General features: G+C 56.7%; 23 protein-coding genes. 6 read left to right on the forward strand and 17 right to left on the reverse strand.

The features are described 5' to 3' along the window. Positions 1–7 precede the first annotated feature (7 nt). Positions 8–988, reverse strand: a complete 981-nt coding sequence (locus RT657_RS00995; protein ID WP_313651693.1) for a TIM barrel protein — start codon at positions 986–988, stop codon at positions 8–10. Positions 989–1,286: 298 nt separating this feature from the next. Next, positions 1,287–3,641 (reverse strand): membrane-bound PQQ-dependent dehydrogenase, glucose/quinate/shikimate family, encoded by a 2,355-nt coding sequence (locus RT657_RS01000; RefSeq protein WP_313651695.1) that lies wholly within the window; start codon positions 3,639–3,641, stop codon positions 1,287–1,289. 669 nt (positions 3,642–4,310) lie between these two features. Between RT657_RS01000 and RT657_RS01005 the strand changes: the two genes are divergently transcribed. Next, the gene (locus tag RT657_RS01005) at positions 4,311–5,324 is read left to right on the forward strand and encodes a GT-D fold domain-containing glycosyltransferase (protein ID WP_313651697.1); all 1,014 of its coding nucleotides are present in this window, start codon (positions 4,311–4,313) and stop codon (positions 5,322–5,324) included. A gap of 181 nt (positions 5,325–5,505) precedes the next feature. Continuing rightward, on the forward strand, positions 5,506–6,828 hold the full coding sequence (locus RT657_RS01010) for an MFS transporter (protein WP_313651699.1): 1,323 nt from the start codon (positions 5,506–5,508) through the stop codon (positions 6,826–6,828). A gap of 59 nt (positions 6,829–6,887) precedes the next feature. Here RT657_RS01010 and RT657_RS01015 read toward each other — a convergent pair whose 3' ends face one another. The 6 genes from RT657_RS01015 to RT657_RS01040 form a co-directional block, all read right to left on the reverse strand. Then, a complete protein-coding gene (locus RT657_RS01015) occupies positions 6,888–8,315 on the reverse strand; it encodes a cytosine permease (protein WP_313651701.1) in 1,428 nt (475 codons plus the stop codon). Between the two features lie 333 nt (positions 8,316–8,648). Next, the gene (locus RT657_RS01020; RefSeq protein ID WP_313651704.1) at positions 8,649–9,281 is read right to left on the reverse strand and encodes a DapH/DapD/GlmU-related protein; all 633 of its coding nucleotides are present in this window, start codon (positions 9,279–9,281) and stop codon (positions 8,649–8,651) included. Positions 9,282–9,904: 623 nt separating this feature from the next. Next, a complete protein-coding gene (locus tag RT657_RS01025; protein WP_313651706.1) occupies positions 9,905–11,206 on the reverse strand; it encodes a sorbosone dehydrogenase family protein in 1,302 nt (433 codons plus the stop codon). Between the two features lie 12 nt (positions 11,207–11,218). Further along, entirely contained in the window at positions 11,219–11,626 is a 408-nt protein-coding gene (locus tag RT657_RS01030) for a DUF2231 domain-containing protein (protein ID WP_313651708.1), read from the reverse strand. 164 nt (positions 11,627–11,790) lie between these two features. Then, positions 11,791–12,906, reverse strand: a complete 1,116-nt coding sequence (locus RT657_RS01035) for an ABC transporter substrate-binding protein (protein ID WP_313651709.1) — start codon at positions 12,904–12,906, stop codon at positions 11,791–11,793. A gap of 176 nt (positions 12,907–13,082) precedes the next feature. Beyond that, complete coding sequence (locus RT657_RS01040) at positions 13,083–13,721, reverse strand: RpiB/LacA/LacB family sugar-phosphate isomerase (RefSeq protein WP_313651711.1); 639 nt, start codon at positions 13,719–13,721, stop codon at positions 13,083–13,085. Between the two features lie 139 nt (positions 13,722–13,860). Here RT657_RS01040 and RT657_RS01045 point away from each other — a divergent pair, with 139 nt between their 5' ends. From RT657_RS01045 to RT657_RS01060, 4 genes are all read left to right on the forward strand, one after another. Further along, positions 13,861–14,190: a cupin domain-containing protein gene (locus RT657_RS01045; protein WP_313651713.1), complete on the forward strand. Its 330-nt coding sequence runs from the start codon at positions 13,861–13,863 to the stop codon at positions 14,188–14,190. A 263-nt stretch (positions 14,191–14,453) separates the two neighbouring features. Next, positions 14,454–14,690, forward strand: coding sequence for a hypothetical protein (locus RT657_RS01050; RefSeq protein ID WP_313651715.1), 237 nt, complete (start codon positions 14,454–14,456; stop codon positions 14,688–14,690). A gap of 684 nt (positions 14,691–15,374) precedes the next feature. Then, positions 15,375–16,679: an MFS transporter gene (locus RT657_RS01055; protein WP_409520971.1), complete on the forward strand. Its 1,305-nt coding sequence runs from the start codon at positions 15,375–15,377 to the stop codon at positions 16,677–16,679. A gap of 9 nt (positions 16,680–16,688) precedes the next feature. Next, on the forward strand, positions 16,689–17,498 hold the full coding sequence (locus tag RT657_RS01060) for a substrate-binding domain-containing protein (protein WP_313651717.1): 810 nt from the start codon (positions 16,689–16,691) through the stop codon (positions 17,496–17,498). Here the strand turns inward: RT657_RS01060 and RT657_RS01065 are convergent. The 9 genes from RT657_RS01065 to RT657_RS01105 form a co-directional block, all read right to left on the reverse strand. Continuing rightward, the gene (locus RT657_RS01065) at positions 17,473–18,372 is read right to left on the reverse strand and encodes a LysR family transcriptional regulator (protein WP_313652679.1); all 900 of its coding nucleotides are present in this window, start codon (positions 18,370–18,372) and stop codon (positions 17,473–17,475) included. The two genes, RT657_RS01060 and RT657_RS01065, sit on opposite strands and share 26 nt — an antisense overlap. A gap of 121 nt (positions 18,373–18,493) precedes the next feature. Further along, positions 18,494–18,934, reverse strand: coding sequence for a thiol-disulfide oxidoreductase DCC family protein (locus RT657_RS01070; RefSeq protein ID WP_313651719.1), 441 nt, complete (start codon positions 18,932–18,934; stop codon positions 18,494–18,496). Continuing rightward, a complete protein-coding gene (locus tag RT657_RS01075; protein WP_313651721.1) occupies positions 18,903–19,526 on the reverse strand; it encodes a glucokinase in 624 nt (207 codons plus the stop codon). The genes RT657_RS01070 and RT657_RS01075 overlap by 32 nt, the downstream gene beginning before the upstream one ends. Further along, positions 19,523–19,960, reverse strand: coding sequence for a PTS sugar transporter subunit IIA (locus tag RT657_RS01080; RefSeq protein ID WP_313651723.1), 438 nt, complete (start codon positions 19,958–19,960; stop codon positions 19,523–19,525). The genes RT657_RS01075 and RT657_RS01080 overlap by 4 nt, the downstream gene beginning before the upstream one ends. A gap of 9 nt (positions 19,961–19,969) precedes the next feature. Beyond that, positions 19,970–20,239: a hypothetical protein gene (locus RT657_RS01085; protein WP_313651726.1), complete on the reverse strand. Its 270-nt coding sequence runs from the start codon at positions 20,237–20,239 to the stop codon at positions 19,970–19,972. A gap of 78 nt (positions 20,240–20,317) precedes the next feature. Beyond that, positions 20,318–21,160, reverse strand: coding sequence for a class II fructose-bisphosphate aldolase (locus RT657_RS01090; RefSeq protein ID WP_313651727.1), 843 nt, complete (start codon positions 21,158–21,160; stop codon positions 20,318–20,320). Beyond that, complete coding sequence (locus tag RT657_RS01095; protein ID WP_313651729.1) at positions 21,147–22,514, reverse strand: PTS sugar transporter subunit IIC; 1,368 nt, start codon at positions 22,512–22,514, stop codon at positions 21,147–21,149. The genes RT657_RS01090 and RT657_RS01095 overlap by 14 nt, the downstream gene beginning before the upstream one ends. Then, positions 22,507–22,821, reverse strand: coding sequence for a PTS sugar transporter subunit IIB (locus tag RT657_RS01100; RefSeq protein ID WP_128086730.1), 315 nt, complete (start codon positions 22,819–22,821; stop codon positions 22,507–22,509). Before RT657_RS01100 ends, RT657_RS01095 begins: the two co-directional genes overlap by 8 nt. Positions 22,822–22,832: 11 nt before the next feature. After that, positions 22,833–23,813, reverse strand: a complete 981-nt coding sequence (locus tag RT657_RS01105) for a 6-phosphofructokinase (RefSeq protein WP_313651734.1) — start codon at positions 23,811–23,813, stop codon at positions 22,833–22,835. Positions 23,814–24,102: the final 289 nt, after the last annotated feature.

Raw genomic sequence — 24,102 nt, forward strand, 5'->3', positions numbered from 1 at the left:
TCAGCCGTTATCGTGCCAGCAGAATGTCGTTGACGATCTGCTGGGAGGCGACCGCATCCTGACGCTCAATCGCCGCCAGTAACGCCATGTTGCCGTGCAGCTGATCGCACAGCCGCAGCAGCCGGGTCACAGTCGCGATATTGCTTTCCGCTTCCCGGATAGGGTCCAGCCCGCTGGCATCAGGGAAGGTGTCGAAATAATAGGCCCCGCGATAGCCGTCACGCTGCATCTGCCAGAGAAACTCCAGCGTGGCGCGCGGGTTGACTGAGCCGACCATCAGGCCGTCGTCGCGTTTGCCCCAGCCATCGTTAAGATCGAGCCCCAGCAGCCGTGAGCGCCGCGCCACCATTGCAGCGGCGTAGGCCGGCACCTCGTTGGCAAACAGCACGTGCGCAAAGTCGAGCGTAATCCCCAGATTGGGGCAGCCCGCCTCTTCCACCGCCAGCAGGCAGGTGGTGGCGTTGGGGAAGATGCTGTAGGCGCGCGGCTCGTTTGGCTTATATTCGATGCTGATATCAACGTCCGGCGCATACTCCGCCACTTCCCGCACGGCACTGACCGCATCCTCCCAGATCTTCTTATAGTCCGCCTGGAAGCAGTAATCGAAACCATCCTGCCCCATCCACAGCGTCATCAGCCGTGAGCCGAACTCCCGACCTGCATCGATGCCGCGTTTGGTCAGCTCGATCGCTTCGCGACGCACTTTCGCGTCCGGATGGGTAAAGGCACCGATTTTGAACTGCGGAGCGTCCCAGCGCATCTGCATGCCGTTAACGGCCAGGCCCGCATCGTCAATCGCCTGACGCAGCGTGGGAATGTCGCTGGTGAGATGCTGCGGAAAGTTGAGATCGAGATGCGTTAACCCCCTTACCTTGCCGGCACGGGCCACCATCTGCAGCACAGAAGGTTTGCCCTGCTGATCGGGCCAGTAGAGGTGCGCGCCCGAGGCGAATGAGTTGAGGCGGGTTGCAAATTTCAGTTCCGACATAGAGGACAATCCTTCAGAGAGCGTATTGTGAAGTACTTTTCTTTTTCACGACTAATTGTGAAGTTATGTATTAATCTACGCTTCGCGACCGAATGCGCAAGCCTGCCGGACGGAGCAAATCGCTAAACTGGGAGAGCTATCACGAAATAGTTTCAGGGCGTGATTAAAGCCTTAAGCCGGGAAACCGCGGTACAGGCTGTAAAAAACAGCGGGTTGCTGCAGAAAAGCGGACGGAAGAGATAACGGGCGGCGGTGACAAAAAAACGCTGAGCGCCAGGCGGCGCTCAGCAGATCAGGATTATTTCAGCCGGAAAGCAACGACGCTGTCGCCTGGCGTGGTGCCCAGTGAGCCGTGACCGCCTGCGGCAATCACCACATACTGTTTGCCATCTTTACCCATAAAGGTGGATGGCGTGGCCTGCGCACCGGCGCTCAACTCGGTCTGCCACAGCAGTTCGCCGGTGGTGCTGTCGTAGGCACGGAAGTAGTTATCTGCCGTTGCCCCGTGGAACACCAGATCACCGGCCGTCAGCAGTGGTCCGCCGTGCGCGACCATCCCCATCGGGAAGCCGAGCGGGAAACGGCCAGGCAGGAAGCTGGTCTTCAGGTTGCGGGTGGTGCCCACGCGGCGCAGCCATTCGGTTTTGCCGGTAGTCAGATCCACCCCAACCATCCGACCCCACGGTGGCGCGATACATGGGATCCCGAGGCCTGACGCCATCTGCTGGATATGAATCGCATACTCACCGTGGAAGTTTTCGTTCCAGTACGGCGTGCCGTCTTTAGTGAAGGTACGCTGGGTTTCAGTTTCCGGAGTGCGTTTGATCAGGTTGTACTTGTAAGCCAGACGCACCGGCGCGGCAATCAGCATCTGACGCTGCGGATCGACCGCCACGGAACCCCAGTTAAAGACGCCGATATTGCCCGGGAAGATCAGCGAGCCTGCTTCCGTTGGCGGCGTCCACGGATTGCCGTCATAACGCAACTTGCGGAAAGTGGTGCGGCAGGCCATCTGATCAAATGGCGTGATGCCCCACATGGATTTCTCCGTCAGCGGCTCAGGAATAAAGTTCAGGCTGGAGACCGGCTGGGTCGGCGCATACTGCTCGCCTTTGATGCCATCCACGGAGACCTTAACCTGCTCTACCGGGTAGACCGGCTGGCCGGTCAGGCGGTTCAGCACGAACAGGTTGCCGGTTTTGGTCGGCAGGATCACCGCCGGTTGCGGCGAGCCCTGATAGTTGATATCCACCAGCGACGGCTGCGACGGGTTGTCACGGTCCCAGAGATCGTGGTTCGAACTCTGATAGCGCCACTTAAAGGCACCGGTTTTCAGATCCAGCGCCACCAGCGCATCCCGGAATTTTTCGGTATTGCTGGCAGGATCGCGGTCAAAACCGACCTCATCCGGCGAGGCGTTACCAAAGGGCACGTAGACCAGACCATTCTTCAGGTCGGCGCTCAGGGTCGCCCAGGCTACCGGGGTATCCTGCGGATAGGTGGCGTCCTGGGCGATCGGGGCGGTGCTCTCCGGATTTGCCGGATCGAAGTTCCAGACCAGACGACCGCTGACGGCATCATAGGCGCGGATCACGCCCGACGGGTTGCCGCTGTGGAAGCCGTTATCCATCACTGAGCCGCCGACGATCACCAGATTGCCCGCCACCAGCGGCGCGGCGGTCTGCATCAGCGCATGCGGACGCACCTCGCCCATGTTGGCACGCAGGTTGACTACACCGTTGTCACCGAAGTCCGCACAGGGTTTACCGGTATCTGCGTCCAGCGCCAGCAGGCGGGCATCGGTCGTGGCATTGAAGATACGCCTGCGGCAGAGCGCCGGCGCGGTATCCGTCTGCCCCTGGGCCTGGCCTGCGTCGTAGTAGCTCACACCACGGCAGGTCTGGTGCTGCTGCAGATAGGAGCGGTTTTTATCCGGCGCGGTTTTCCACTTCACCGCCCCGGTTTCCGGGTCGAGCGCGTGGACTTCGTTGTGCGGCGTACAGAAGTAGAGCATGCCGTTGGCTTTCAGCGGCGTCGCTTCGAAGGTGTATTCGGTGGCATCGTCATCCTGACGCAGATCGCCGGTATGGTAAGTCCAGGCGACTTCCAGATCTTTCACGTTGTCCCGGGTGATCTGCTTCAGCGTTGAGAAACGCTGACCATCGGCGGTTCCGCCATAGGCGCTCCACGCGTCAGCGGCACCGCCGGTGGCGGCACTCTGGCGTGGCGTCGTGATCGTGCCCTGCTGCGGCAGTGGATCGTAGAAGCAGAGGCCGATAACCAGCAGCACCATCAGCCCGACCGTTCCGCCGAGCAAAGGATGAAAGCGGCGCTGACCCTGATAGAGCGGGCGCACTACCCACGGCAGAGCCAGCCAGAGGCCCAGCAGACCGAACAGATCGCCACGCGGGATCCACTGCCATTTATCAAAGCCCACTTCCTGGATAATCCAGAACAGCGTTATCCACATCAGCAGCGCATAAAGTGTCAGCGCACTGCGTCTGTTCATCAGCAGCAGTATTGCGCTGGCCAGAACCCCCACGCCTATCGCAATGTAAAAAGCACTGCCTCCTGCTGACAGGAGTTCCCCTCCCATGTAAATCAGGGCAATAGCAAATATCGCCATGATTATACTGGTTAATTTATTTATCATGATCCATCCTCGGGTCATTAGCGGCAATCAGAAAACTAATATGAAAACATAATTACAACGAGATCTTAACTTATGTATGAAATATGTAAAAACATGCTGATATGTAAATGATTAGCAATATTTATTATAAATCCGGCACTCCTGCGGGCTTCGGCGGCTTTTTTTCGTGCCTGAACGGCTGATACCGCGACATTCATCACAATAAATTAACCATAAGCGGTCAGTTACCGCATCTTTTGTTCAAAGGCGAACAAATATCAGACAAGTAATGCTTCAGTAAGAACAGCTTAAGTCGGGTCACAGAGCAGAAATAAGCATCAAATAATTATAATGATTTGTATCTCCTGCTGCGGAGAACCTCTTATTGCTAAAACCGGTAATACATCGGGTACGCGATAATTAATGTCGAAAATTGCAGCATCTGCGCGGTGTCAATGCTTTTTTATTTATTAAAAATGGCAGTTGACGCCGATATTTCATTATTTTTTCCATTCTGCCTGCCGTTATGAATAGATTAATGACGCGTGAGTTTTACGCGGAAAAACTGATTTAAGATATTCCGCAGCGGGATGCAGCATTTATTTGTGTTATCTTCCCTCATTATTCTCACTATTTATCCGGCCGTCAGGCGGGATTTTCTCTGGCAGTAATTCACCAGGCAGGTTAACTATGTCCGCATTTCACGCTATATATCGCAAGTTTCGTTTTCCCTTTAAGTTTATCAATGCCGCAATTCGCTATCCTGCTGCGCAGGCACGGGTCAGACGTTATTCCGTGATGTCGATCGAGGAAACTATCGATCTGCTATTACGCGAACCCACGTTATCGCTGGCCCGTTACGGCGACGGTGAACTGGAAATGACACGCTATAAAAACATCGGTTTCCAGCCATTCGACCCGAAACTTTCAGCCAGGCTGAAAGCCGTGCTGCAGCAGGGCTCTTCAGCAAATCCGAATTGCCTGATCTGTCTGCCAGATGCGTTTCGCACTACCCGAAATATGCGAAGTGGGTCGGCCCTGTTCTGGTTCTTTCACAAATCTTTTTATTTTAAATATTATGAATCTCTGCTGAATAAACAGTACCACTATGGAAATACATCGGTCACCCGTCCTTATCACGATTATAAAGGCAAGCAGCTCTCCGGCAGGATATTTGACAAGTTTAAACAACTTTATCAGAACCGCAGGGTCCTGATTGTTGAAGGCAGTGGAACCCGTCTGGGATTAGGCAATGATTTACTGGACGGCGCCAGTGAAGTGAAAAGAATTACCACGCTGAACCGCAACGCCTTTTCCGTTTATGAGGCGCTGTTTGACGCCGTGCTTGCCCACGCCGTTAATTTTGATCTGGTCCTGATTTCATTAGGACCGACCGCTACAGTACTGGCGCATGATTTAAGTCAGCACGGCATCCGCTGTATTGATAGTGGTCACGTCGATATTGAATATGAGTGGATGCTGGCCAGTGCCACCCACAAAATAAAGGTGGAGGGAAAAAACGTTAATGAGGCAGGTGTCCTGTTAAGCGAACAGACCTGCATAGCAGACGCGACTTACCAGCAGCAGATTCTGCTGCATGTGGGCGAAGCCGCTGCCCGGACAGTGCCGGAGACGGTTCTCTCTGCGGATGCAGTGATTGTTCCGCTGCCGCATCCCAGCGGCAATCAGCATCACGCTGCCTGAGCATCACCACCGGCAGGCAGGGCCTGCACCGCAATGATGCGCAGGCAAATAATGAGCGGGCTCAGCGCCCGCCACCTATGCCACCCGCAGCGCCCGCCAGCCGTGAGCTGGCTCACAATACTGACTTTCCGGCATCAAATTTGCTTCTGCTCTCCTGACACCTTTCATCAGGAGATGTGAAATGAAACCAAGCCGTTACCGTTATACCCTGTTTTCACTGCTGTTCCTGATCGCGCTGATTAATTACATCGATCGCGGCGCCCTCTCCTTTGCCGCTAACGCCATTGCCGCAGAGTATCACTTCAGTAAAGTCCAGCTTGGCGCCGTGCTGGGCTATTTCGGCTTTGGTTATCTGCTGGGGTCGCTGTGCGGCGGCTTTCTTGCTGACCATATTGGTACGAAAAAAGTCTGGCTGCTGGCGGGCGTGCTCTGGTCATTGCTGGAGATCGCTACCGCGTGGGCCGGTGAGCTGGGGATAGCGCTGTTTGGCGGCTCAGCCCTCATGGGGTTTGCTGCGCTGCGTATTCTGTTCGGTTTTGCCGAAGGTCCCGCCTATGCGCTGATGAATAAAACCATCGCGCACTGGGCACCGGACAACGAGCGTGGGTTTGCGCTGGGGATCGGCCTGCTCTCGACGCAGGTTGGTGCCCTGCTGACCGCGCCGATTGCGGTTGGGCTGCTGCTGCTGACCCACGACTGGCGCATGATGTTTATCCTGCTGGGGGTCATCTCGCTGCTGGCGATGCTGCTGTTTGCCCGAACCTTCAGCGACAGTCCGGACAGGAGTCGCTTCACCAACGCCGCCGAGCGCACACTAATACAGAACGGTCAGCGCCGCAGCACGGGCGACAGCATTCCCCTGCCCTGGTGGCGCTTTTTTACCAGCCGGACGCTGGTCTGTAACGCGCTGGGCTACTTCTCTTTCCTCTACATCACCTTTACTCTGGTGACCTGGATGCCGAAGTATCTGCAGGACAATTTTCACTATGACCTGCACTCGCTTTGGTACGTGGCGATGATCCCCTGGAGCGGTGCCTGCATCACGGTGCTGCTGGGCGGCCGAATCGCCGACGCTCTGCTGGCCCGGTTCCGCAATCTGCGACTGGCGCGCAATCTTTTCGCTGCCGTCACGCTGTGCGGCACCGCCTGCTGTTTTATGGCCATTCCCTATATGGGATCTGCCGCCGGTATCATTGCCCTGATGACGCTGGGCAATGCGCTGAATGCGCTGGTGAACAATGTCTACTGGTCGGTGGTGATCGACGTGACGCCCAAAGCCTCGGTCGGCACCTACAGCGGTATGACGCTGGCGATTGCCAACCTGGCCGCCATCCTCTCACCGATGCTCTGCGGCTGGCTGGCGGAATATCATGGCTATAACGCCATGTTTACGGTGACGGCGCTGATCGCGTTCGGCAGTATGCTGGCGATGACGCTGCTGCAGCCGGAAAAACCGCTGGTAGCCGAGACACAGCCCGCCACGGTGGAGGTGACAACGGCCTGAACAGATTTGCTGAGCGTTATGCTGACAAACGTAAGCCGCCCCCCGGGCGGCTTATTGCGTTACAAGTGGCTGTTGATCTGTTCAGCTCTTCCCCGGCGATCCCAGCGGCTGGCAACCCGCCATAACAGCGCCGTGACCAGCCAGCCCACGATCCACGAAACATCATTTCCGGCAAAAATCCAGGTCAGCGAACCATGATGCAGCGGGTTATCGATGAAAGGTAACTGCACCATTACCCCCAGAAAGTAGACCGCGATGCCCGCAAGGTTCCAGCGGCCATAGCGACCGTCCGGATCGGCCAGCGCGGGGACGTCCACCCGACCGCGGGTGACCAGATAAAAATCGGTCAGGCTGATGGCGCTCCACGGCACAAAAAAGGCCAGCAGAAACAGCAGAAAGTGGGTGAAGGATTTCAGGAAGGCCGGTTCACTGAGCAGTGCAATCAGGCAGGCCACGGAAACCATCAGGATAACAAACAGAATGCGCCCGCCCTGGCTCAGGGTCGTCTGCCGGCGAAACCCCGACACGATGGTGGTCAGGGACATAAAGCTGCCGTAGGCGTTTAGCGTGGTAAAAGTAATTTTCCCAAAGCAGATGGCGAAGTAGATCACCATCGCCATGCCGGCGGTACTGCCCAGACTGACGATATAACCGACCTCATTGCCGGCGAAGGCATTTCCGGCCAGTGCGGCAGCAATCACACCCAGCGTCATGGACGCCTGAGTGCCGAGCACGGTACCGGCAAAAACTGCACTGAACAGTTTCTTCGCGGAGACGTCTGCGGGCAGATAGCGCGAGTAGTCGGAAACATAGGGGCAAAAGGCGATCTGCCAGGATGACGAGAGCGACACCGCCAGCAGGAAATTTGCCAGGGTGAAGTGGCGATTCTGCCAGACGGCCGCCAGGTCATGCGTCGCAAAGAGCGTGATAAAGAGATAAGCGAAGGCCAGGGCACCGATAATGCTCGCCAGCTTGCCCAGCTGATGGATCACCCGGTACCCCATTACCGCAATCACCACGATCAGGGCACTGAACACGATCATCCCGGTGCTATTGCTGACCGCGAGCAGTTTCGCCAGCGCCTGTCCGGCCAGTACCGTGCCGCTGGCGGAGAATCCCACATACATGATGCAGACCAGCACCAGGGGAATAACGGCACCGTAAACGCCGAACTGCATGCGGCTGGTGATCATCTGGGGCAAGCCCAGGCGCGGGCCCTGTAGCGCATGCAAAGACATGATTGCGGCGCCGATAATCTGCCCCACCAGTAAGCCGACAAGCGACCAGACAACATCGCCACCCAGTACGACGGCCAGCGCCCCGGTGACAATGGCCGTGATTTGCAGGTTGCCGCCAAACCAGAGGGTGAACTGGCTGAAGGGATGCCCATGACGTTCGCGCAACGGAATGTAATCGATGGAGCGGGTTTCTGACAGGCGCGGTTGCGTCGCGTCCGGATACGCTGTAGCAGATGATTTGACCGACATAGATCCCTCGCTGATGCAGTGAATCAGAGAAAACAAACAGGGCCGGATGACCGGTTGAGATGACATGTCTATACAATTAGGGAGAGTGTCATGCGCGGCGGGAAGTTACAAGACAGGCGGTCATTGGAAAATGTGATGATACCGACAGACCGGCACGCCCGATCGGCAACGCGCGCGGCCAGGCCTTTCAGAAGAAGTAAATAGCGGCGTCAGGACGCGAAGGTTTACCCTTTCGCCACCACCCGCTGATGATGAGTCCGGACTGGCCACAGGGCTCTATGGGTTATGACTGGCGCACCGCATCGGCCTGCACGCCTGATGCCCCCTCAGGGGCTATACCGCGTGCCGCTGGCAGAACGCCTCAATGTCGCCATGCTGAAAGTCGGCCAGGTTCGCCATCAGCTTCTCCAGCGGCCAGTTCCACCAGGCGATACGCTGCAGACGGGCAGCAACAGCAGGCGAAAACCGCATCCGCAGCGGCCGGGCCGGGACCCCGCCCACCACGCTGTAGGGCGCGACGTCGCGGGTCACCACCGCGCCCGCGGCCAGCACGGCGCCATCACCGACGGTGACGCCAGGCAGTACGATCACGCCATGCCCGATCCAGACATCGTGACCGATAATCACCCGGTCAGCCCGGCGCGCAACAAAGAAGTCCCGATCGCGTCGGGCATCAGGATGGTAATACTCCGGGCAGTAGGTGAAGCGATGCTGAGAGGCGCGATCCATCGGATGGTTCGGCGCACCGATGCGCACCTGGTTGGCAATAGCGCAGAAGCGCCCTACCTGGGTGTCAGCCAGGCAGCAGTGCTCGCCGACATAGGAGAAGTCACCCAGCTCGCTGTATTCCAGCAGGCTGTGCGCCAGGATTTCACACTGCTGACCCACGGAGGTTTCCCGCATCCGCACACTCTCATCGATTCTGGTGTGGGCTAAGGGGGCAGGCATTACGGCAATAATGGACATTGCATTCCCAATCCGGATAAGCACATCCCCTGCGGCGTGCTTTTGCCGCACCACCTTATCCGCTTCTGATGACAGAGAATTGACAAAGAAAAAAGGCGGAGTGGTTAGCTCCGCCTTGTTTCAAGTTCCGGTTAACCTGCCTGACCGGTCAGTTGCATAAGGGCAACGATGATCTGCAAGATGACCCGGATGAGATCCAGAATCAGCTTAGTCAGTTCCATCACTTTCCTTCTCCTTTTACAGGAGCGCGCTTTTCGGCAACCAGGGCTTTGACTCTACCCGCCGGGCGCCTGAGCACATCTTGTGGAGAGGGCTGAGCGGCACTCATGGTTAAAGCCACAGGCCAGCACCACCTGATGCCTGCCGGGATTTTAAAAACCTGCCCCTGGGAGCGGCCAGTCGATCACGAGGCGATACCCAACACTCAACACCTGTATAAACATACAGCATTATGGCGAAACTTGAAATCCTTAGCCGCACATTTTACAATCTCTTTTGTGGAGAGTGCTGAGCACCTCGTCTGCAGCGCGGTTACCAGCCGGGCTGGCGGACAAAAAAATAAAGGATTTGGCAACGCGCCAAATCCTTTTTTTATGCCCGCTCTTTAGCCCTTTGGGCAGAGGCTAGTTAGCGGCGCTGACGCGCCACACGGTATTACCCGCATCGTCTGCGATCAGTACCCCGCCCTGTTTATCGCTGGCCAGGCCGACCGGCAGGCCCCGCACCTGTTTTTCATCATCCGTCAGGAAGCCAGAGACCACCGTCTGCGGCTCGCCCACCGGTTTACCGTTTTCAAATTTCACCCAGATGACCTTATAGCCATTCAGCGGGGTGCGGTTCCAGCTGCCATGTTCGCTGATAAACGCGCCGCCCTTGTACTGCGGCATGTTATCAGCCCCGTAGAACAGCAGGCCCAGCGGCGCAACGTGCGAACTCAGCGCATAGTCAGGCTTGATCGCTTTCTCCACCAGATCGGGACGCTGCGGTTCCGCGCGGGTATCGACATGCTGACCAAAGTAGCTGTAGGGCCAGCCGTAGAAGCCTTTCTCCTGCACCGAGGTCATATAATCGGGCACCAGATCGGAGCCGATCTCGTCGCGCTCGTTAACCACCGCCCAGAGCTTGCCGCTCTGCGGTTCCCACTGCAGGCCGGTAGGATTGCGCAATCCGCTGGCGTAGATACGGCTGGCTCCGCTGGCTGCGTCCACTTCCAGCACCGCGGCACGGCGATACTCTGCACCGATGCCGTTCTCAGTCACGTTACTGTTGGAGCCGACCCCGACATAGAGCTTGCTGCCATCGGGGCTGGCTAACAGCGCCTTGGTCCAGTGGTGGTTGATCGGTCCGCCCGGCAGTTCCGTCACCTCTTCCGGCGCGGTGCGGATCTCAGTGTCGCCTTCGCGATAGGGGAATTTCACCAGGCTGTCAGCATTCGCCACGTAGAGCGTGTTACCGATCAGCTGCATCCCGAATGGGGAGTGGAGATTTTCGATGAAGCGATGCTGTTCCCATTTACCGTTGACGTTGCGCAGCAGCGTAATGCGGTTACCGCCTGCACCGCCTTTGCCGGAGGCTTTCTGCACGATACCCATAATCAGCTGTTTCGGCCGGGTGGTCGGCTTAGGCGGGCCATTCGATTCCGCCACCAGCACATCGTTATTCGGCAGCACGTAAACCTGACGCGGATGCTGCAGATTCTCCGCGATCTTCTCGATTTTCAGCCCCTGCGCCACTTTTGGCATTTCGCCCGCTTTCCAGGGTGTGCCTTTCGGCACCTGCATCGGCGGCATAAAGAAATTGCGCGCCTGCGGCAGTTCGGGATTGGCACCAATCTGTTTCTGTGGATCGACCTGCGCGCCCTGATCGCAGCCTGCCAGCAGGGCCGTCACGGACAGCGCCAGCAGCGTTTTATGCGTTCTCTTCATGATGGCTCCTCCCTAAGCGCTACGGTGGCGTAACGCAAGTTGCACATTAGCCAGCAGCAGCAGCGCCACTACCAGCGTCGAAAGCGTAACGCCCAGCGGAATGACCGCGGCCGCATCACGGCTATGAATAAATGCATTAACGATGGCAATTACAATCGCGACCAGCCAGAGCCAGAAATGGCCTTTTTCCGCGCTATCACTGCCGCGGAACAGGTAAATCAGTGCGATGATACGCGGTACGATAGCCAGGATCAGCCCCAGCGCAATCAGCCAGCCTGCGGCATCAGTCCAGAACTGCACAAAGGTCTGCATATAGAGAATATCGAACAGCCAGGCCGCGACAAAAAAGCCCAGCGGCACTGGCTCCAGCAGAGCATACAGCGTTACGGCAAACGCCGATCTTCCCAGGGTATTACGCATGTTTCTCTCCATTTTTTACGTGAATGCGGACCAGGTCAGGCGTCGCGCTACTGACAGCAACCGACCCCGCGCCTGTAAAAGGTTAGTAAATCTGAAGAGAAACAGAGGGTTTATTCGGTAGGAATTGCAACTCTGACGGATGACGTCCCTGTCATCCTGTCCGGTCAGGATTTGTCAGCAGGCAGCGTGACCCAGTATCCTGGCTGATAAGGCAGCGGCAGAAACTTCTCGTGGAACTCCCGGAAGGTGGCATCCGGATCGAGATCGGCAAAGAGATCGGGATGCAGCCACTTCGCCAGCGCCTGAATCGCGACAAACTGGTAAGGGCTGTCATAGAACTGATGCCAGATAGCATGGACATGGCCGTTGTGCGCCACCGGCAGGGTTTTAAAGGCATCGCGCGTCATCAGCGCCTTAAGACGCGCCGTGGCGTCGGTAACGTTCGCCCCCGGGCCGACGCCGACCCATTTCCCCACGGTGTTGTAGTTCTTCCAGTTCGCGCCGGTCACGACGACCACATCCGGCTGGCTGGCGATAATCTGCTCCGGATTCAGGGTGCCGAAGGTGCCCGGGATGATGCCTTTCGCAATATTACGGCCACCCGCAATCTCTACCATCTGTCCGAAGTTCTCACTGCCAAAGGACATACAGCACTCATCACTGTAGCCACCCGCACGGTCGATCATCACTTTCGGGCGATAGCCGGTGAAGTTTTTCAGGCGTGAAGTGACCCGCTCGATCTGCTGCTGGCGGAAGGTGATGATCTCCTGGGCACGCGCTGGTTTATTCACCAGTTCGCCCATGATGCGGATACTTTTCTCCGCGTTCACAAACGGGGCTTCGCGGAAGTCGATAAACACGACCGGCACACCCACGGCCTGCAGTTTTTCAATCAGCCTGCCCTCATCGGTGGCGGCCTTCGACTCCAGGTTCATCAGCACCAGATCGGGCTTCAGGGTTAACGCCTGCTCAACGTTGAAAGTGCCATCTTTTGCGCCGCCAAAGGTCGGTAATTTTTTAATTTCCGGGTAGCGTTTCTCATAGGCCTGATAGCCATCCCAGTCCGCTTTCGGCAGATCGTCACGCCAGCCAATGACCCGGCTGAACGGCGCATCCGTATCAAACGCGGCCAGCAGATAGATCTGACGCCCCTCACCCAGAATGATGCGTTTTGCTTCCTGTGGCACGTCGACCTGACGACCTGCGACGTCAGTGATCATCCGGGCCGAAGCCGTCCCTGCCAGCGCGAGCATTCCCAGCGCTAAAAACCATTTTTTCATCGTCAAACCCACATAAATGATAATGAGAATTATTAATGTAAAGCGGCGTTACTATTACCTAAAATGGCGGTCAGGGGAAGTCATTCAGTGAAATGTTTTTGCGACACCGGCGGGCGCCGGAGGCGCTGAAAGGACGTTAAAAGGCCGGTCACACCGGCCTCCGCTCAGGGTGAACGTCAGTGCGTCAGCTGACGCACAAAAGCGATAATCTCCTGATTTTTTCCCTGTTCTGACAGGCACTGCTGAAAACGCGGGCCGCTGACGGCGGTTCGCACCAGCTCAGGATCGAGGGCGCGCAGGGTGTCCAGATAGTTCTCTTTCAGCATGGCGGCTTTGACCTGATTCAGCAGACCGGCATTGCGCACCTGCGGCTCTTTACGCTCAGGGGGATAGCCGTGCCCCTTTTCGCCGGTAAACGCTTTTTCAAAAATAAAGCGCAGGTTAAGTTCTGCGCCCCAGCCAAAGCCTTTGGCGAATGGCAAGGAGAGCGCGTTACCGTTGTTGATCTGCGCGAACAGATAAGCGTCCGCCGGATCGATGCAGTAGCCGCACACCACCCCCGGATGAAGGTTCAGCGACATCAGCGCACCCTGGCCGGTGCCGCACCCCGCGACCACAAAGTCCACGGCCTGGCTGTTCAGCAGCACGCTGGCCTGAATGCCGAGATGAATATAGGTCAGCGCGTGATCCTGCTCGTCGCTCATGCCGACGTTAAAGACCTGATGCCCCAGCGGCTGTGCCACACTTTCCAGCTCTTTCAGCACGATGGCGTTTTTAGCGGCCTGACTGTTTTCCATCATTAACGCGATTTTCATGATCTGTCCTCACAAATTAAAATGAAACACCGTTTCATTTTAATGAAAAGCGATTAAAGTGCATGGATTAATTCGGCTGCAGGCTGTGAGTACCATCACAAATTGACTACCGCACGCCCGGCCATCACAGGAGGTTCAGATGTTTGTCTATCATAACGCGCAGCCAGTCGAGGACCTCGGACAGGGCGTGACCCGCCGGGTACTGGCGTATGGCGGTACCCTGATGGCGGTCGAAGTCACTTTTGCGACCGGGGCGATTGGTCCGCTGCACCATCATCCTCATGAGCAGCTGACTTATGTTCTCAGCGGCCGCTTTGCCTTCACAATCAACGACGAAACGCGTGAAGTCGGGGCCGGGGACACGCTCTATAAAGCGCCGGATGTGGTGCATGGCTGTGTCTGTCTGGAGGCTGGCGTGCTGCTGGATACCTTCACCCCGCAGAGGGAAGATTTTCTGTCCACAATGTGAAAGATGCGGCTCCTCGGGCCGCCATTTTCCTCTTCCGCCAGCGTCGGGGTTTCCCCGCCGCCCCGCCTGACTGCAAACCGCAAAAAATTTCTGAATAACGCCTTTTCGCTAACTGAATGATAAGCAGGGATTTACCGCCAGCCCGCGCTACGCTTCGCATCAGCCTGAAAATCAATTCGCCAGATTTCTGTACAAAATCGGGATCGCTGTATAAGTTTAATAGCAACACCAGTACATTTTTTAACCCAGAACAGGATAAGAATATGCCAATGCAGAACACCCTTACCTTGCCGGCGAATCATACCATCCCGGTTAAAAATGAGTTCGGCTCCGCCTTCGCGGCGTCTGAGCAGGAGAAGCTGAATTTTCTGATCGAAGAGTTACTGGAAGCGGGCAAGGAAAAAAGCTGTATGGAGTTGCTGCGCTATCTGGCCTCTGCGGACAGCGCAGAAGAAGAGGCCTGCTGTCGCGAGCTGCTGACGATGCTGATGGCAAAATAATGTGCGCTTTCTCTCTGAAGCAACTCAGTGTCCCGATGGGGTTATGGTTCTCTCCGCTTTACGTCTGAACCCCCTGCTATTCAGACGTATTGCTTCCTTTTTTATCCTGCCTTTACTGCAACATCTGTGTTGAAAGAGAATGAAATCTGATGCCGCATCAGGCTGGCCTTATGCGCCAGCGCGCGTTAACAGCAAATGCCGTTAATCGTGATTTTCTGCTATAGCCAGCCACGCTGCCGCTGCGCGTTATTGTCTGGGACGGCCGCTATACAGGCACAGTCCCGTAAGAAATACTCAGACATCGCCTGACTTACCCCTCCTTCCACACTGTTGCAAAAAGATTAGGGTTTCAGACAGCGCGTTCCTGAAACGTCTGGTGCCTTTCTGGCCCGGCAGGTAAGTCGTTCAGATAGCCCAGTCAGCCCGTTCTCTCCCCGTCAGTGCTGAGCACGCTTATGAATCCTGTCACATTTCCGCAAACTCATCTCAACACAGTTTACAATTGCCGGGAAATTGTTCTTTCACTCAAACCGCTGAATAAAAAGCATTTTTAATGAGCATGCCCGCCAGTCATGCGACAGGCTCATCAATCCATGATCTTTTTGCACTTATTTAGCCGCGGACCCTGATCCACTCTTCTGCAACAGGCGCAGCTAAAAGCGTCATACCTTACTGGAGTTACTGATGCAGACGATCTCACCCATGACCCATCGCGCCAGGATTGGCGCTATTTTCCGTGTGACCTCCGGCAATTTTCTCGAACAGTTTGATTTTTTCCTGTTCGGTTTCTATGCCACCTATATCGCACATACCTTCTTCCCGGCCAGCAGTGAGTTTGCGTCACTGATGATGACCTTTGCCGTGTTCGGGGCGGGCTTCCTGATGCGGCCAATTGGTGCCGTGGTGCTGGGAGCCTACATCGATAAAGTCGGCCGTCGCAAGGGGCTGATCGTGACGCTCTCTATCATGGCAGCGGGCACCTTTATGATTGTGCTGATCCCCTCTTACCAGAGCATCGGCCTGTGGGCTCCGCTGCTGGTGCTGATCGGTCGCTTACTGCAGGGCTTCTCTGCCGGTGCGGAACTGGGCGGCGTCTCCGTCTACCTGGCCGAGATCGCCACACCTGGCCGCAAAGGTTTCTACACCAGCTGGCAGTCGGGCAGTCAGCAGGTCGCGATCATGGTGGCGGCGGCAATGGGCTTTATCCTCAACGCCGTACTGGCAGAGAGTGCCATCCGCGAATGGGGCTGGCGTATTCCGTTCCTGTTTGGCTGCCTGATTGTGCCGTTTATTTTCGTGCTGCGCCGTAAGCTGGAAGAGACGCAGGAATTTAACAACCGCCGCAGCCATCCTGAAGTGCGCCAGGTGTTCCGCATTCTGCTGAACAACTGGCAGGTGGTGATCGCCGGCATGCTGATGGTGGCGATGACCACCACCGCGTTCTATCTGATCACGGTGTATGCCCCCACCTTTGGTAAGAAAGTTCTGCTGCTCAGCGCCTCCGACAGCCTGCTGGTTACGCTGCTGGTGGCCATTTCAAACTTCATCTGGCTGCCGATTGGTGGCGCACTCTCTGACCGCTTTGGCCGTAAGCCGGTACTGGTAACGATGACTCTGCTGGCAATGGCGACCAGCTATCCGGCGCTGAGCATGCTGGCGGCGGCACCAGGCTTCTCGATGATGCTGGGCGTTCTGCTGTGGCTGTCGATGATCTACGGCCTCTACAACGGCGCCATGATTCCGGCGCTGACTGAAATCATGCCAGCGGAAGTGCGTGTGGCGGGATTCTCGCTGGCCTACAGCCTGGCAACGGCGCTGTTTGGCGGCTTTACGCCGGTGATGTCGACCGGCCTGATCGAACTGACTGGCGACAAAGCCTCGCCGGGCTACTGGATGAGCTTTGCGGCTGTCTGTGCCCTGGGCGCCACACTCTATCTCTATCGTCGTACCCGCAGTGTCGTATCACCGGCCCATGAAACGGTTAGCTAAGGAATGAAGATGAAACTGAAAAAGATCGCGTTGTACGCCGTTCTGCTGTCCAGCGTAGCAGGCAGTGCTGCGGCGCAGGCTAAAGCGCTGACGGTGATGATCTCCGGCGGATTTAAAGCGGCGTGGGACACCCTGTCGCCCCGCTTTGCCGAGCGCGAAGGGATCACCATTAATACGGTGCCCGGACCGTCGATGGGTAAGACGCCGCAGGCAATCCCGGCGCGACTGGCGCGCGGTGAACCAGCCGATGTGGTGATCATGGTCGGCGATGCGCTGGGCGAACTGCAAAAGCAGGGAAAGACGCTGCCAGGCTCGCGGGTTGAACTCGCCGATTCCCGTATTGGTGCGGTGATTAAAAAGGGGGCGCCGCCAGTGAAGATCGGCACGGAAAGCGAGCTGCGCGCGACCCTGCTGAAAGCGCAGTCTATTGCCTATTCCGATAGCGCCAGCGGCAGATATGTCAGCAGCCAGCTGTTCAGCCGTCTGGGGATTGAGGATCAGGTCAAAGCGAAGGCGGTGAAGGTCGAGCGTATTCCGGTGGCTTCTGAGATCGCCGCCGGGAAATATGCCATCGGTTTCCAGCAGGTGAGCGAGCTGCTGCCGGTTCAGGGGGTGACCTTTATTGGTGAACTGCCGGATAAGGTGCAGTACACCACCCGCTTCGCCGGTGCGGTAGTCCGCCAGTCGGCCCAGCCGGACGAGGCGGCGAAGCTGTTACACTGGCTTGCCTCGCCCGAGGCACAGCAGGCGGTGCATGATAGTGGACTGCACAGCGTGAAAGCGGCCGCCCCGGTTAAAGACGCTGATACTGTTCAATAATCAGGGCCTCCAGTTCGCTGGCGATATGCGACAACGTCCGGCCATCTTTACGCAGCAGGCCCACGGTGCGTTTCACCTCCGGATCGGTTAGCGGCACAGCCATCAGCAGGGCGTGATCGTAATCAGGCATCGACATGGCGGGGACGGCAGCAATGCCCAGCCCCGCCTCAACCATTCCCAGCATGGTCGTGACGTGCCGGGTTTCACAGACACAGGGCTTCTCTGGCACGATAGCCTGCAACGCCTGATCCAGCAGGTTACGGTTGCCGGAGGTTTTATCCAGCCCAATCCATTCAGACTGATAGAATGCCCGCCAGCTCAGGCTCTTTTTGGTTGCGATGGGATGATCACGACGACAGGCGGCCACATAGGGGTCATTCATCAGCGGCTGGAAATGGACATCCGGCTGAGCGCGGCCGGAAAAACTGATGCCGAAGTCAGCCTGCCCGCCGATTACCGCGTCGTAGACATTGCCCGCGCTGCTGTCGATCAGTTTGACCCGCACTCTGGGATAGCGCGTCTGGAACAGCCGGATGATGCTGGGCATAAAGTAGTAGGCGGCGGACGGCACGCAGGCCACGGTAATCAGGCCCGTACGGGCTAAACTCACCTCACTGAGATCGGCCATCACCTCTTCAAAATCGGCCAGCAGCTTTTCCGACCGCTGCGCAAACGCATGCCCTTTCAGCGTCAGCGTAACCCGACGGGTAGTTCGCTCAAACAGTCTGATCCCCAGCGCGGTTTCAAGCTTGTCTATCCGGCGGCTCAGCGCCGACTGGGAAAGGCAGATCGATTCCGCCGCCAGACGAAAATTGCCAAACTCCACCAGCGCGCGAAACGCGTAGAGATCGTTGAGATCGAAATTGACCGGCATAAATCCCTCTATCCGTTGTCTGTCAGCATCCTGACCTGATCCTGACGGCACGGGGGCGTACCGGGATTCAGGTCATAACAGCAAGGATATCATTGATGTCAGCACAGCTCATAGCAAGCAATTATTGCTTCGGCTCAACCTCATGCAGAAAACGGTCGGGATAATCGGGTGTGATGGCGTGCTGGCTGCTGTAACGGCCAAACAGCTTATAGCGGTTCAGGGCGATGCGGTCATAGGCGAAGTTGCTGATGGCATCCGGAAAGTGACGCAGCACCGCCAGACCACGCCAGGGCGCCGGGAGATGCTGCATGACCCGAAACACCGCCTGTGCCCGCAGCCAGTGCTGATTACCGGCAATGTAGACAATGGTGCTGACGTTTTCTTCCGGCAGCCCGGCCCAGCGCAGCAGCGCTTTGCCCTGCTCGCTCTGCACCGAGGCAAAACGAACCTGTCGCGCCAGATGGTGGCGCAGCAGGAACTGAACCCAGCCATTGCAGAGCTTACAGACGCCGTCATAGAGCACGGCGCTTTCACCGGTTTGCAGATAGGGGGGTGACGACATCCTGCAGCGCCTCACTATTCAGATGATGAGCTGAAGTGTAGCGCGTTCTGCTGAGTTGCTGCTGCAGCCAGTGAAAGACGGCCGCATGATCCTGCGCGCAGGCGTTGACCTCGCAGAGCGGGCCCAGCGCCATTGGCCGCGCCCGTTGCGCCAGCTGGTGCAGCTCCGGCAGATACTCCGCCCCCGGATGGCCGGGCTGCCGCTGCGACAGCCGCGCCTGATAGCGAGCCACCGCCACGTCCGGCTCGATCTTCAGCCACAGCTCCAGCACCTCACCGACGCCCGCCTGTTTCAGGCCCTGCTCCAGCTGCGTGCGCGGCTGGAAGCCAAACCAGGCATCGATAAGCCAGATCGGCGTGGCGGGTGACTGCCCGACAATGTTCCAGATCGCCTGATACGCCGCACAGCCCAGCTGCCGGTTACGCTGGCGATCCACTGGCGAGAAACAGGCCATAAAAGGTTCTTTCAGGCTGTCGAGCGTCAGCACCGGCCAGCCAAAGTGGTGTGACAGCGCATGCGTCAGGGTGCTTTTGCCAGACGCCGGAATGCCGTTCACCAGCACCACACGTTTTGGGGGAGTTTTCAGCGTCATAAGATATCAATGACCTCCGCGACGCTACCGGCCTGACGGAGTCTGACCAGCGTCTGCTCATCTTCCAGCAACGACACAATCGCCCGGATCCCCTCTTCGATATGTGCATTGCTGTCGCGGGCGCCAAACATAATCACAATGTCGGCCTTATCGCTGCCGTCAAACGAGATCGGCTCATTCAGCAGGATCATACTGAAACAGTCGCGGATGACCCCGGCTTCCGGTCGCGCATGGGGGATCGCGATCCCCTCTTCAAAGACATAGTAGGCGCCATGCGTCAGCGTATTGGCGATCACGGCATCAGGATAGGAGGCCGCCAGATATCCCCCGCGGACCAGCGGGGCCGCGGCCAGCGCGATTACCTGACGCCAGTCCGTGGCGTCAATCCCGATCTGGATGGCATTGGCCTCTTGCAATAACTGCTTAATCGTCATCAGCACTCCTTAAATCGACTGGCGAACCACGTTGCGCAGTTCATCGATTTTGACAAACAGCCCATCAATGTCATTGCGGTAGCGGCGGCTTTTGGCAAACAGACTCAATGCCCGGTTATATTCCAGCATTAACGCTTTTTGCGTTTCGCCATTTCGGGGATTCATCGCCAGCTGCTGCTCCAGCTGCGCTATTTTCTCGCGACTGATCTCTGCCAGATGATCCTGCTGCTGCTCGTCAGCGGTGTCTGCTGCCGCTGACTTTTTTAAAAATCCGAACATAGGCTCTCCTGTCCCCGGCTCTGTCGGGGTCACTCAGCGTAAAGGAAGGATAAAAATAACCGGACAAAGGCTCTGCGCTTACCGGAATAACTGCATCTTCCCGACCAGCACATCGGTGACGGCGTCGTTGGCGGGAACCAGGAAATTGCGCACGCTGTCGTTGACCTTGCCTTTCTCAAAGGTCGATTTGCATCGCGCCACCCACTGAACGTTCATCTCGGTGCCGACGTTGACTTTCTCGATCCCGCTGCTGACGGCCAGCCGCATATCTTCGTCGCTGACACCGGTGCCGCCGTGCAGCACCAGCGGCGTGTGGGTAGCCGCGGTGATATCCGCCAGTCGCTGGTGCTGAATGTGGGCTTTACCGGTGTAAAGACCATGTACGGTGCCGATAGAGATCGCCAGCATGTCGACGCCAGTCTCCTCGACGAAGCGGCGCGCATCTTCCACCGGCGTAAAAGCGATGGCGTCCATCTCCACGCACAGACCATCTTCCGAGCCGCCAATTGCTCCCAGTTCAGCCTCCACTGAGACATTGTGCGGACGCGCCATATCAATCACCCGACGGGTATTAGCGATGTTCTCCTCAATCGGCAGATGTGACCCGTCATACATCACGGAGCTGAATCCGGCATCGATCGCCGTCTGAATTGCGGCTAAATCGGAACAGTGATCGAGGTGCAGACAGGCTGGCACGTTCATGCTTTCTGACAGCGATTTAATGGCATCCACCAGCAGCTTATGGCCGAGATATTTCGCGGTGCCGGTGGAGATCTGGATCATTAACGGGCTGTTGGTTTTCTCTGCCGCTTTGAAATAGGCGGGCAGCATCTCAAGGCAGTGAAGATTAAACGAACCAACGGCTTTAAAGTCCCGCTGTTTAGCCAGCGCTAACAGGTCGGCGAAATTATAGAGTTTCATGGATTTTTTCCTCCTGAGGATGGGTGGATTTACCGTTAACGAACCAGGCGATGGCGGTGACAAAGGCGATAAACAGCGCCACGAACAGCCAGTTATTCTGGAAAGCGTGGCCGAGCACCAGGCCGGTACTGATGACGTCGGAGTCACTGAAGGTCACGCCGGTGAAGCCATAGCTCTCCAGCATCGGCACCAGAATGGCGGGCAGAATGGTGATAAACAGGCCGTGTACAAAGCCGCCGATCATCGCGCCGCGACGACCGCCCATGGCATTGCCGAATACCCCGGCGGTGCCACCGGCAAAGAAGTTGGTCAGCAGCCCCGGCAGGATCATCGCCAGGCCGAACATCGGAAAGACCAGCATGCCGACGATGGAGCCGAGTGTGGTGGCAAGGAAGCCGACAATCACCGCGTTGGGCGCATAGGGAAACATCACCGGACAATCCAGCGCCGGTTTCGCGTCCGGCACCACGCGCATGGCGATACCGCGGAAGGCAGGAACCAGCTCGTTCAGCAGCAGACGCACCCCGCTGTAGAGCACGAATACCCCGGCCACGAACTGAATCGACTGCATAAAGGCGTACATCAGGTAGTTCATGCCGTTGCTGTACTGCGCAATGAACGCCGGACCGGCCGCCAGAGCGGGGATCAGGTACATCGGCACCATCACCAGCGCCATCGACAGATAGGTATCCTGCAGAAACTTAAAGTTATCGGGCAGTTTCAGATCTTCAGTGGAGCGCGATCCTTTGCCGACGACTTTCGCCACTGCCGCGGTGACCAGATAGCCGATGGTGCAGAAGTGTCCCAGCGCCACGTCATCCGAGTCGGTGATGCGGCGCACCACCGGCTGGGCCAGCGCAGGCATCACAACGGCCATGATCCCGCCAAACAGACCACCGGTCAGGATCAGCGGCAGACCCGTGAGTCCGGCTTTGTAGCCGATTACGGCACCAATCGTTGCCATCCACAGCAACGCCTGCCCGGTGAGGAAAATGTACTTAAAGGGTGTCAGCCGCGCGATAACGATATTCACGATGAAGATCACCAGCAGCGTCAGCGCCACTTCCGAGCCCAGCTCGCGGTTGGCCAGCCCGGCAATGGCGGCAACATCGGTGATGTAGCCGCGCATCCCAAAACCGTGGGTAAATATCGTATTCAGGAACGTCAGCGTGCCAACGATAATATTGATACCCGCCATCATAATTAAGAAGCCGAGCAGGGTTTTAAAGGTGCCCTCCATCACCTTGCCGGCCGATTTTTTTTGCAGCACCAAACCAATCAGCGCAATAAAGGCGATCAGAATGGAGGCCTGCCCCAGCAGATCTTTGACCAGGAAGTCGATTACACTATTCATGAGCCGCGACCTTCAGATTATGTTCTTTTAAAAACGCCAGAATCTTCTGCTCAATTTCCGCTTTATCGGTGAGCCGGTTAAGAATAATGACCCGTTTAATCTGTTCCGGACTGGCGTCGGCATTTAACACATCGGCAAAGGCTTTCTGCGTCAGAATCATGTCTGACTTAAAGGCATTTGCTTCAGAAATGGTGGTGTGGTCGATATCCGCATCGATTTCCAGCTTTTTTAATACGGCCTTCGCGCTCATTTCAATCGCGAAACTGGAACCTAATCCACAACCACAGACACATAATATTTTCAGCATGGTCTTTTTCCTCACAATATATTGAGTTGTTTAGCGAGTTTGTATTGGTGCCCGTCAATATCGACCAGGCGTTTCTGCATGCTTTTTAAATCAATCGGAATCGGTTTGTTGCTGCCATTAATAATGACCGCTTTATTCCGCATACCTGACTGAATACATCGCACTACTTCACTGGCCATAATGGTGCCCTGATAGATCTCTTCACAGGTGGGGTCACCATTACGCAGCCCGTAGCCCAGGATGGTTTTACGGATACGTACGCCAATCAGCGGCTCAAGCTGCCTGATTAAGGTGTCGATAGCCCCCTGAAAGCCGGGCGAATACTCCCGGGTGTAGCCTTCCGAGCAGAGAATAATGACGCTGTTCTGCTGCGCCAGCCGCTGAGTAATGCGCTGCGCCAGCTGAGGCAGTGGGATCTGGCACTCCGGAATCAGTGCAATATCGGCGTTCGATTTAATAGCAGACTGCAGCGTTAATTCACCGCAGTAGCCGCCAAGTAATTCCAGCATAAAGACCCGGCCCGGTAAGGCGCGCCCGGTATTACGGAGTTTTGCCACCTCTTTTAAAACCTGTTCACAGGCGGTGGAGAAACCCAGGGTGTAATCGCTGCCAAATACATCATTATCAATGGTCATGCCGACGCCAAAGCAATTGACGCCCCACTCCGACAGCGCATGCAGAAATTGCAGTGAGCCGTCGCCGCCCGCCATCACTAATACATCGATTCGGGCGCCTTTTAGCTGACGTGCAATCGTTTCATATTCGCTGCGCACCAGTTTTTTCTGGGTGCGGCCTGACTGCATGACAGGGATCGCGGCGATGGAAAAGTCGAGCAGATCGCGCTCGCTGATATCACGGTGCTTATTTGCCAGCAGGCCGGGAATGCCGCCGTCAAATATCACCATTTCTGCCTGCGCCAGATGCCCTAACCGGAAAACGAAATTATTTATGCCGGTCACATCGCCGCCGCTGATTACCATTCCAATTCGCATTTCCCGCTCCTCACTGGCTTAATCTGCTGGCAATCATTCTTCCGGGAAGCCGGTCAGCTATTTGCAGGTGAGATCACAGTTACGTGCGGTATTTTTTGAGAGGTGATGTTGACAGCGAACCTGAAGGGTCTCTTTTTGTGACAGTTATCACAACGTAAGTCGCCCGGGCAGGGTTTTCAAACTGATTTAAATCAGGGAGTTAAAGCAGGAACCCGGAATGGTGATGCGGGCTATGGCGGGTTGACGAACGGGATAATTTATAATGTTGCAAAATTGTGATTTTCACCTC

The organism is Pantoea sp. (assembly GCF_032114055.1).
Taxonomy (GTDB): domain Bacteria; phylum Pseudomonadota; class Gammaproteobacteria; order Enterobacterales; family Enterobacteriaceae; genus Pantoea.

What these genes read in the sequence shown, in the direction of transcription:
- RT657_RS01100 (WP_128086730.1), bottom strand. Translation starts at nt 22,821, where the DNA reads ATGCTGAAAATATTATGTGTCTGTGGTTGTGGATTAGGTTCCAGTTTC.
- RT657_RS01095 (WP_313651729.1), bottom strand. Translation starts at nt 22,514, where the DNA reads ATGAATAGTGTAATCGACTTCCTGGTCAAAGATCTGCTGGGGCAGGCC.
- RT657_RS01085 (WP_313651726.1), bottom strand. Translation starts at nt 20,239, where the DNA reads ATGTTCGGATTTTTAAAAAAGTCAGCGGCAGCAGACACCGCTGACGAG.
- RT657_RS01075 (WP_313651721.1), bottom strand. Translation starts at nt 19,526, where the DNA reads ATGACGCTGAAAACTCCCCCAAAACGTGTGGTGCTGGTGAACGGCATT.
- RT657_RS01055 (WP_409520971.1), top strand. Translation starts at nt 15,375, where the DNA reads ATGCAGACGATCTCACCCATGACCCATCGCGCCAGGATTGGCGCTATT.
- RT657_RS01040 (WP_313651711.1), bottom strand. Translation starts at nt 13,721, where the DNA reads ATGAAAATCGCGTTAATGATGGAAAACAGTCAGGCCGCTAAAAACGCC.
- RT657_RS01005 (WP_313651697.1), top strand. Translation starts at nt 4,311, where the DNA reads ATGTCCGCATTTCACGCTATATATCGCAAGTTTCGTTTTCCCTTTAAG.
- RT657_RS01025 (WP_313651706.1), bottom strand. Translation starts at nt 11,206, where the DNA reads ATGAAGAGAACGCATAAAACGCTGCTGGCGCTGTCCGTGACGGCCCTG.
- RT657_RS01050 (WP_313651715.1), top strand. Translation starts at nt 14,454, where the DNA reads ATGCCAATGCAGAACACCCTTACCTTGCCGGCGAATCATACCATCCCG.
- RT657_RS01065 (WP_313652679.1), bottom strand. Translation starts at nt 18,372, where the DNA reads ATGCCGGTCAATTTCGATCTCAACGATCTCTACGCGTTTCGCGCGCTG.
- RT657_RS01015 (WP_313651701.1), bottom strand. Translation starts at nt 8,315, where the DNA reads ATGTCGGTCAAATCATCTGCTACAGCGTATCCGGACGCGACGCAACCG.
- RT657_RS01060 (WP_313651717.1), top strand. Translation starts at nt 16,689, where the DNA reads ATGAAACTGAAAAAGATCGCGTTGTACGCCGTTCTGCTGTCCAGCGTA.
- RT657_RS00995 (WP_313651693.1), bottom strand. Translation starts at nt 988, where the DNA reads ATGTCGGAACTGAAATTTGCAACCCGCCTCAACTCATTCGCCTCGGGC.
- RT657_RS01030 (WP_313651708.1), bottom strand. Translation starts at nt 11,626, where the DNA reads ATGCGTAATACCCTGGGAAGATCGGCGTTTGCCGTAACGCTGTATGCT.
- RT657_RS01045 (WP_313651713.1), top strand. Translation starts at nt 13,861, where the DNA reads ATGTTTGTCTATCATAACGCGCAGCCAGTCGAGGACCTCGGACAGGGC.
- RT657_RS01035 (WP_313651709.1), bottom strand. Translation starts at nt 12,906, where the DNA reads ATGAAAAAATGGTTTTTAGCGCTGGGAATGCTCGCGCTGGCAGGGACG.
- RT657_RS01080 (WP_313651723.1), bottom strand. Translation starts at nt 19,960, where the DNA reads ATGACGATTAAGCAGTTATTGCAAGAGGCCAATGCCATCCAGATCGGG.
- RT657_RS01070 (WP_313651719.1), bottom strand. Translation starts at nt 18,934, where the DNA reads ATGTCGTCACCCCCCTATCTGCAAACCGGTGAAAGCGCCGTGCTCTAT.
- RT657_RS01020 (WP_313651704.1), bottom strand. Translation starts at nt 9,281, where the DNA reads ATGTCCATTATTGCCGTAATGCCTGCCCCCTTAGCCCACACCAGAATC.
- RT657_RS01010 (WP_313651699.1), top strand. Translation starts at nt 5,506, where the DNA reads ATGAAACCAAGCCGTTACCGTTATACCCTGTTTTCACTGCTGTTCCTG.
- RT657_RS01090 (WP_313651727.1), bottom strand. Translation starts at nt 21,160, where the DNA reads ATGAAACTCTATAATTTCGCCGACCTGTTAGCGCTGGCTAAACAGCGG.
- RT657_RS01000 (WP_313651695.1), bottom strand. Translation starts at nt 3,641, where the DNA reads ATGATAAATAAATTAACCAGTATAATCATGGCGATATTTGCTATTGCC.
- RT657_RS01105 (WP_313651734.1), bottom strand. Translation starts at nt 23,813, where the DNA reads ATGCGAATTGGAATGGTAATCAGCGGCGGCGATGTGACCGGCATAAAT.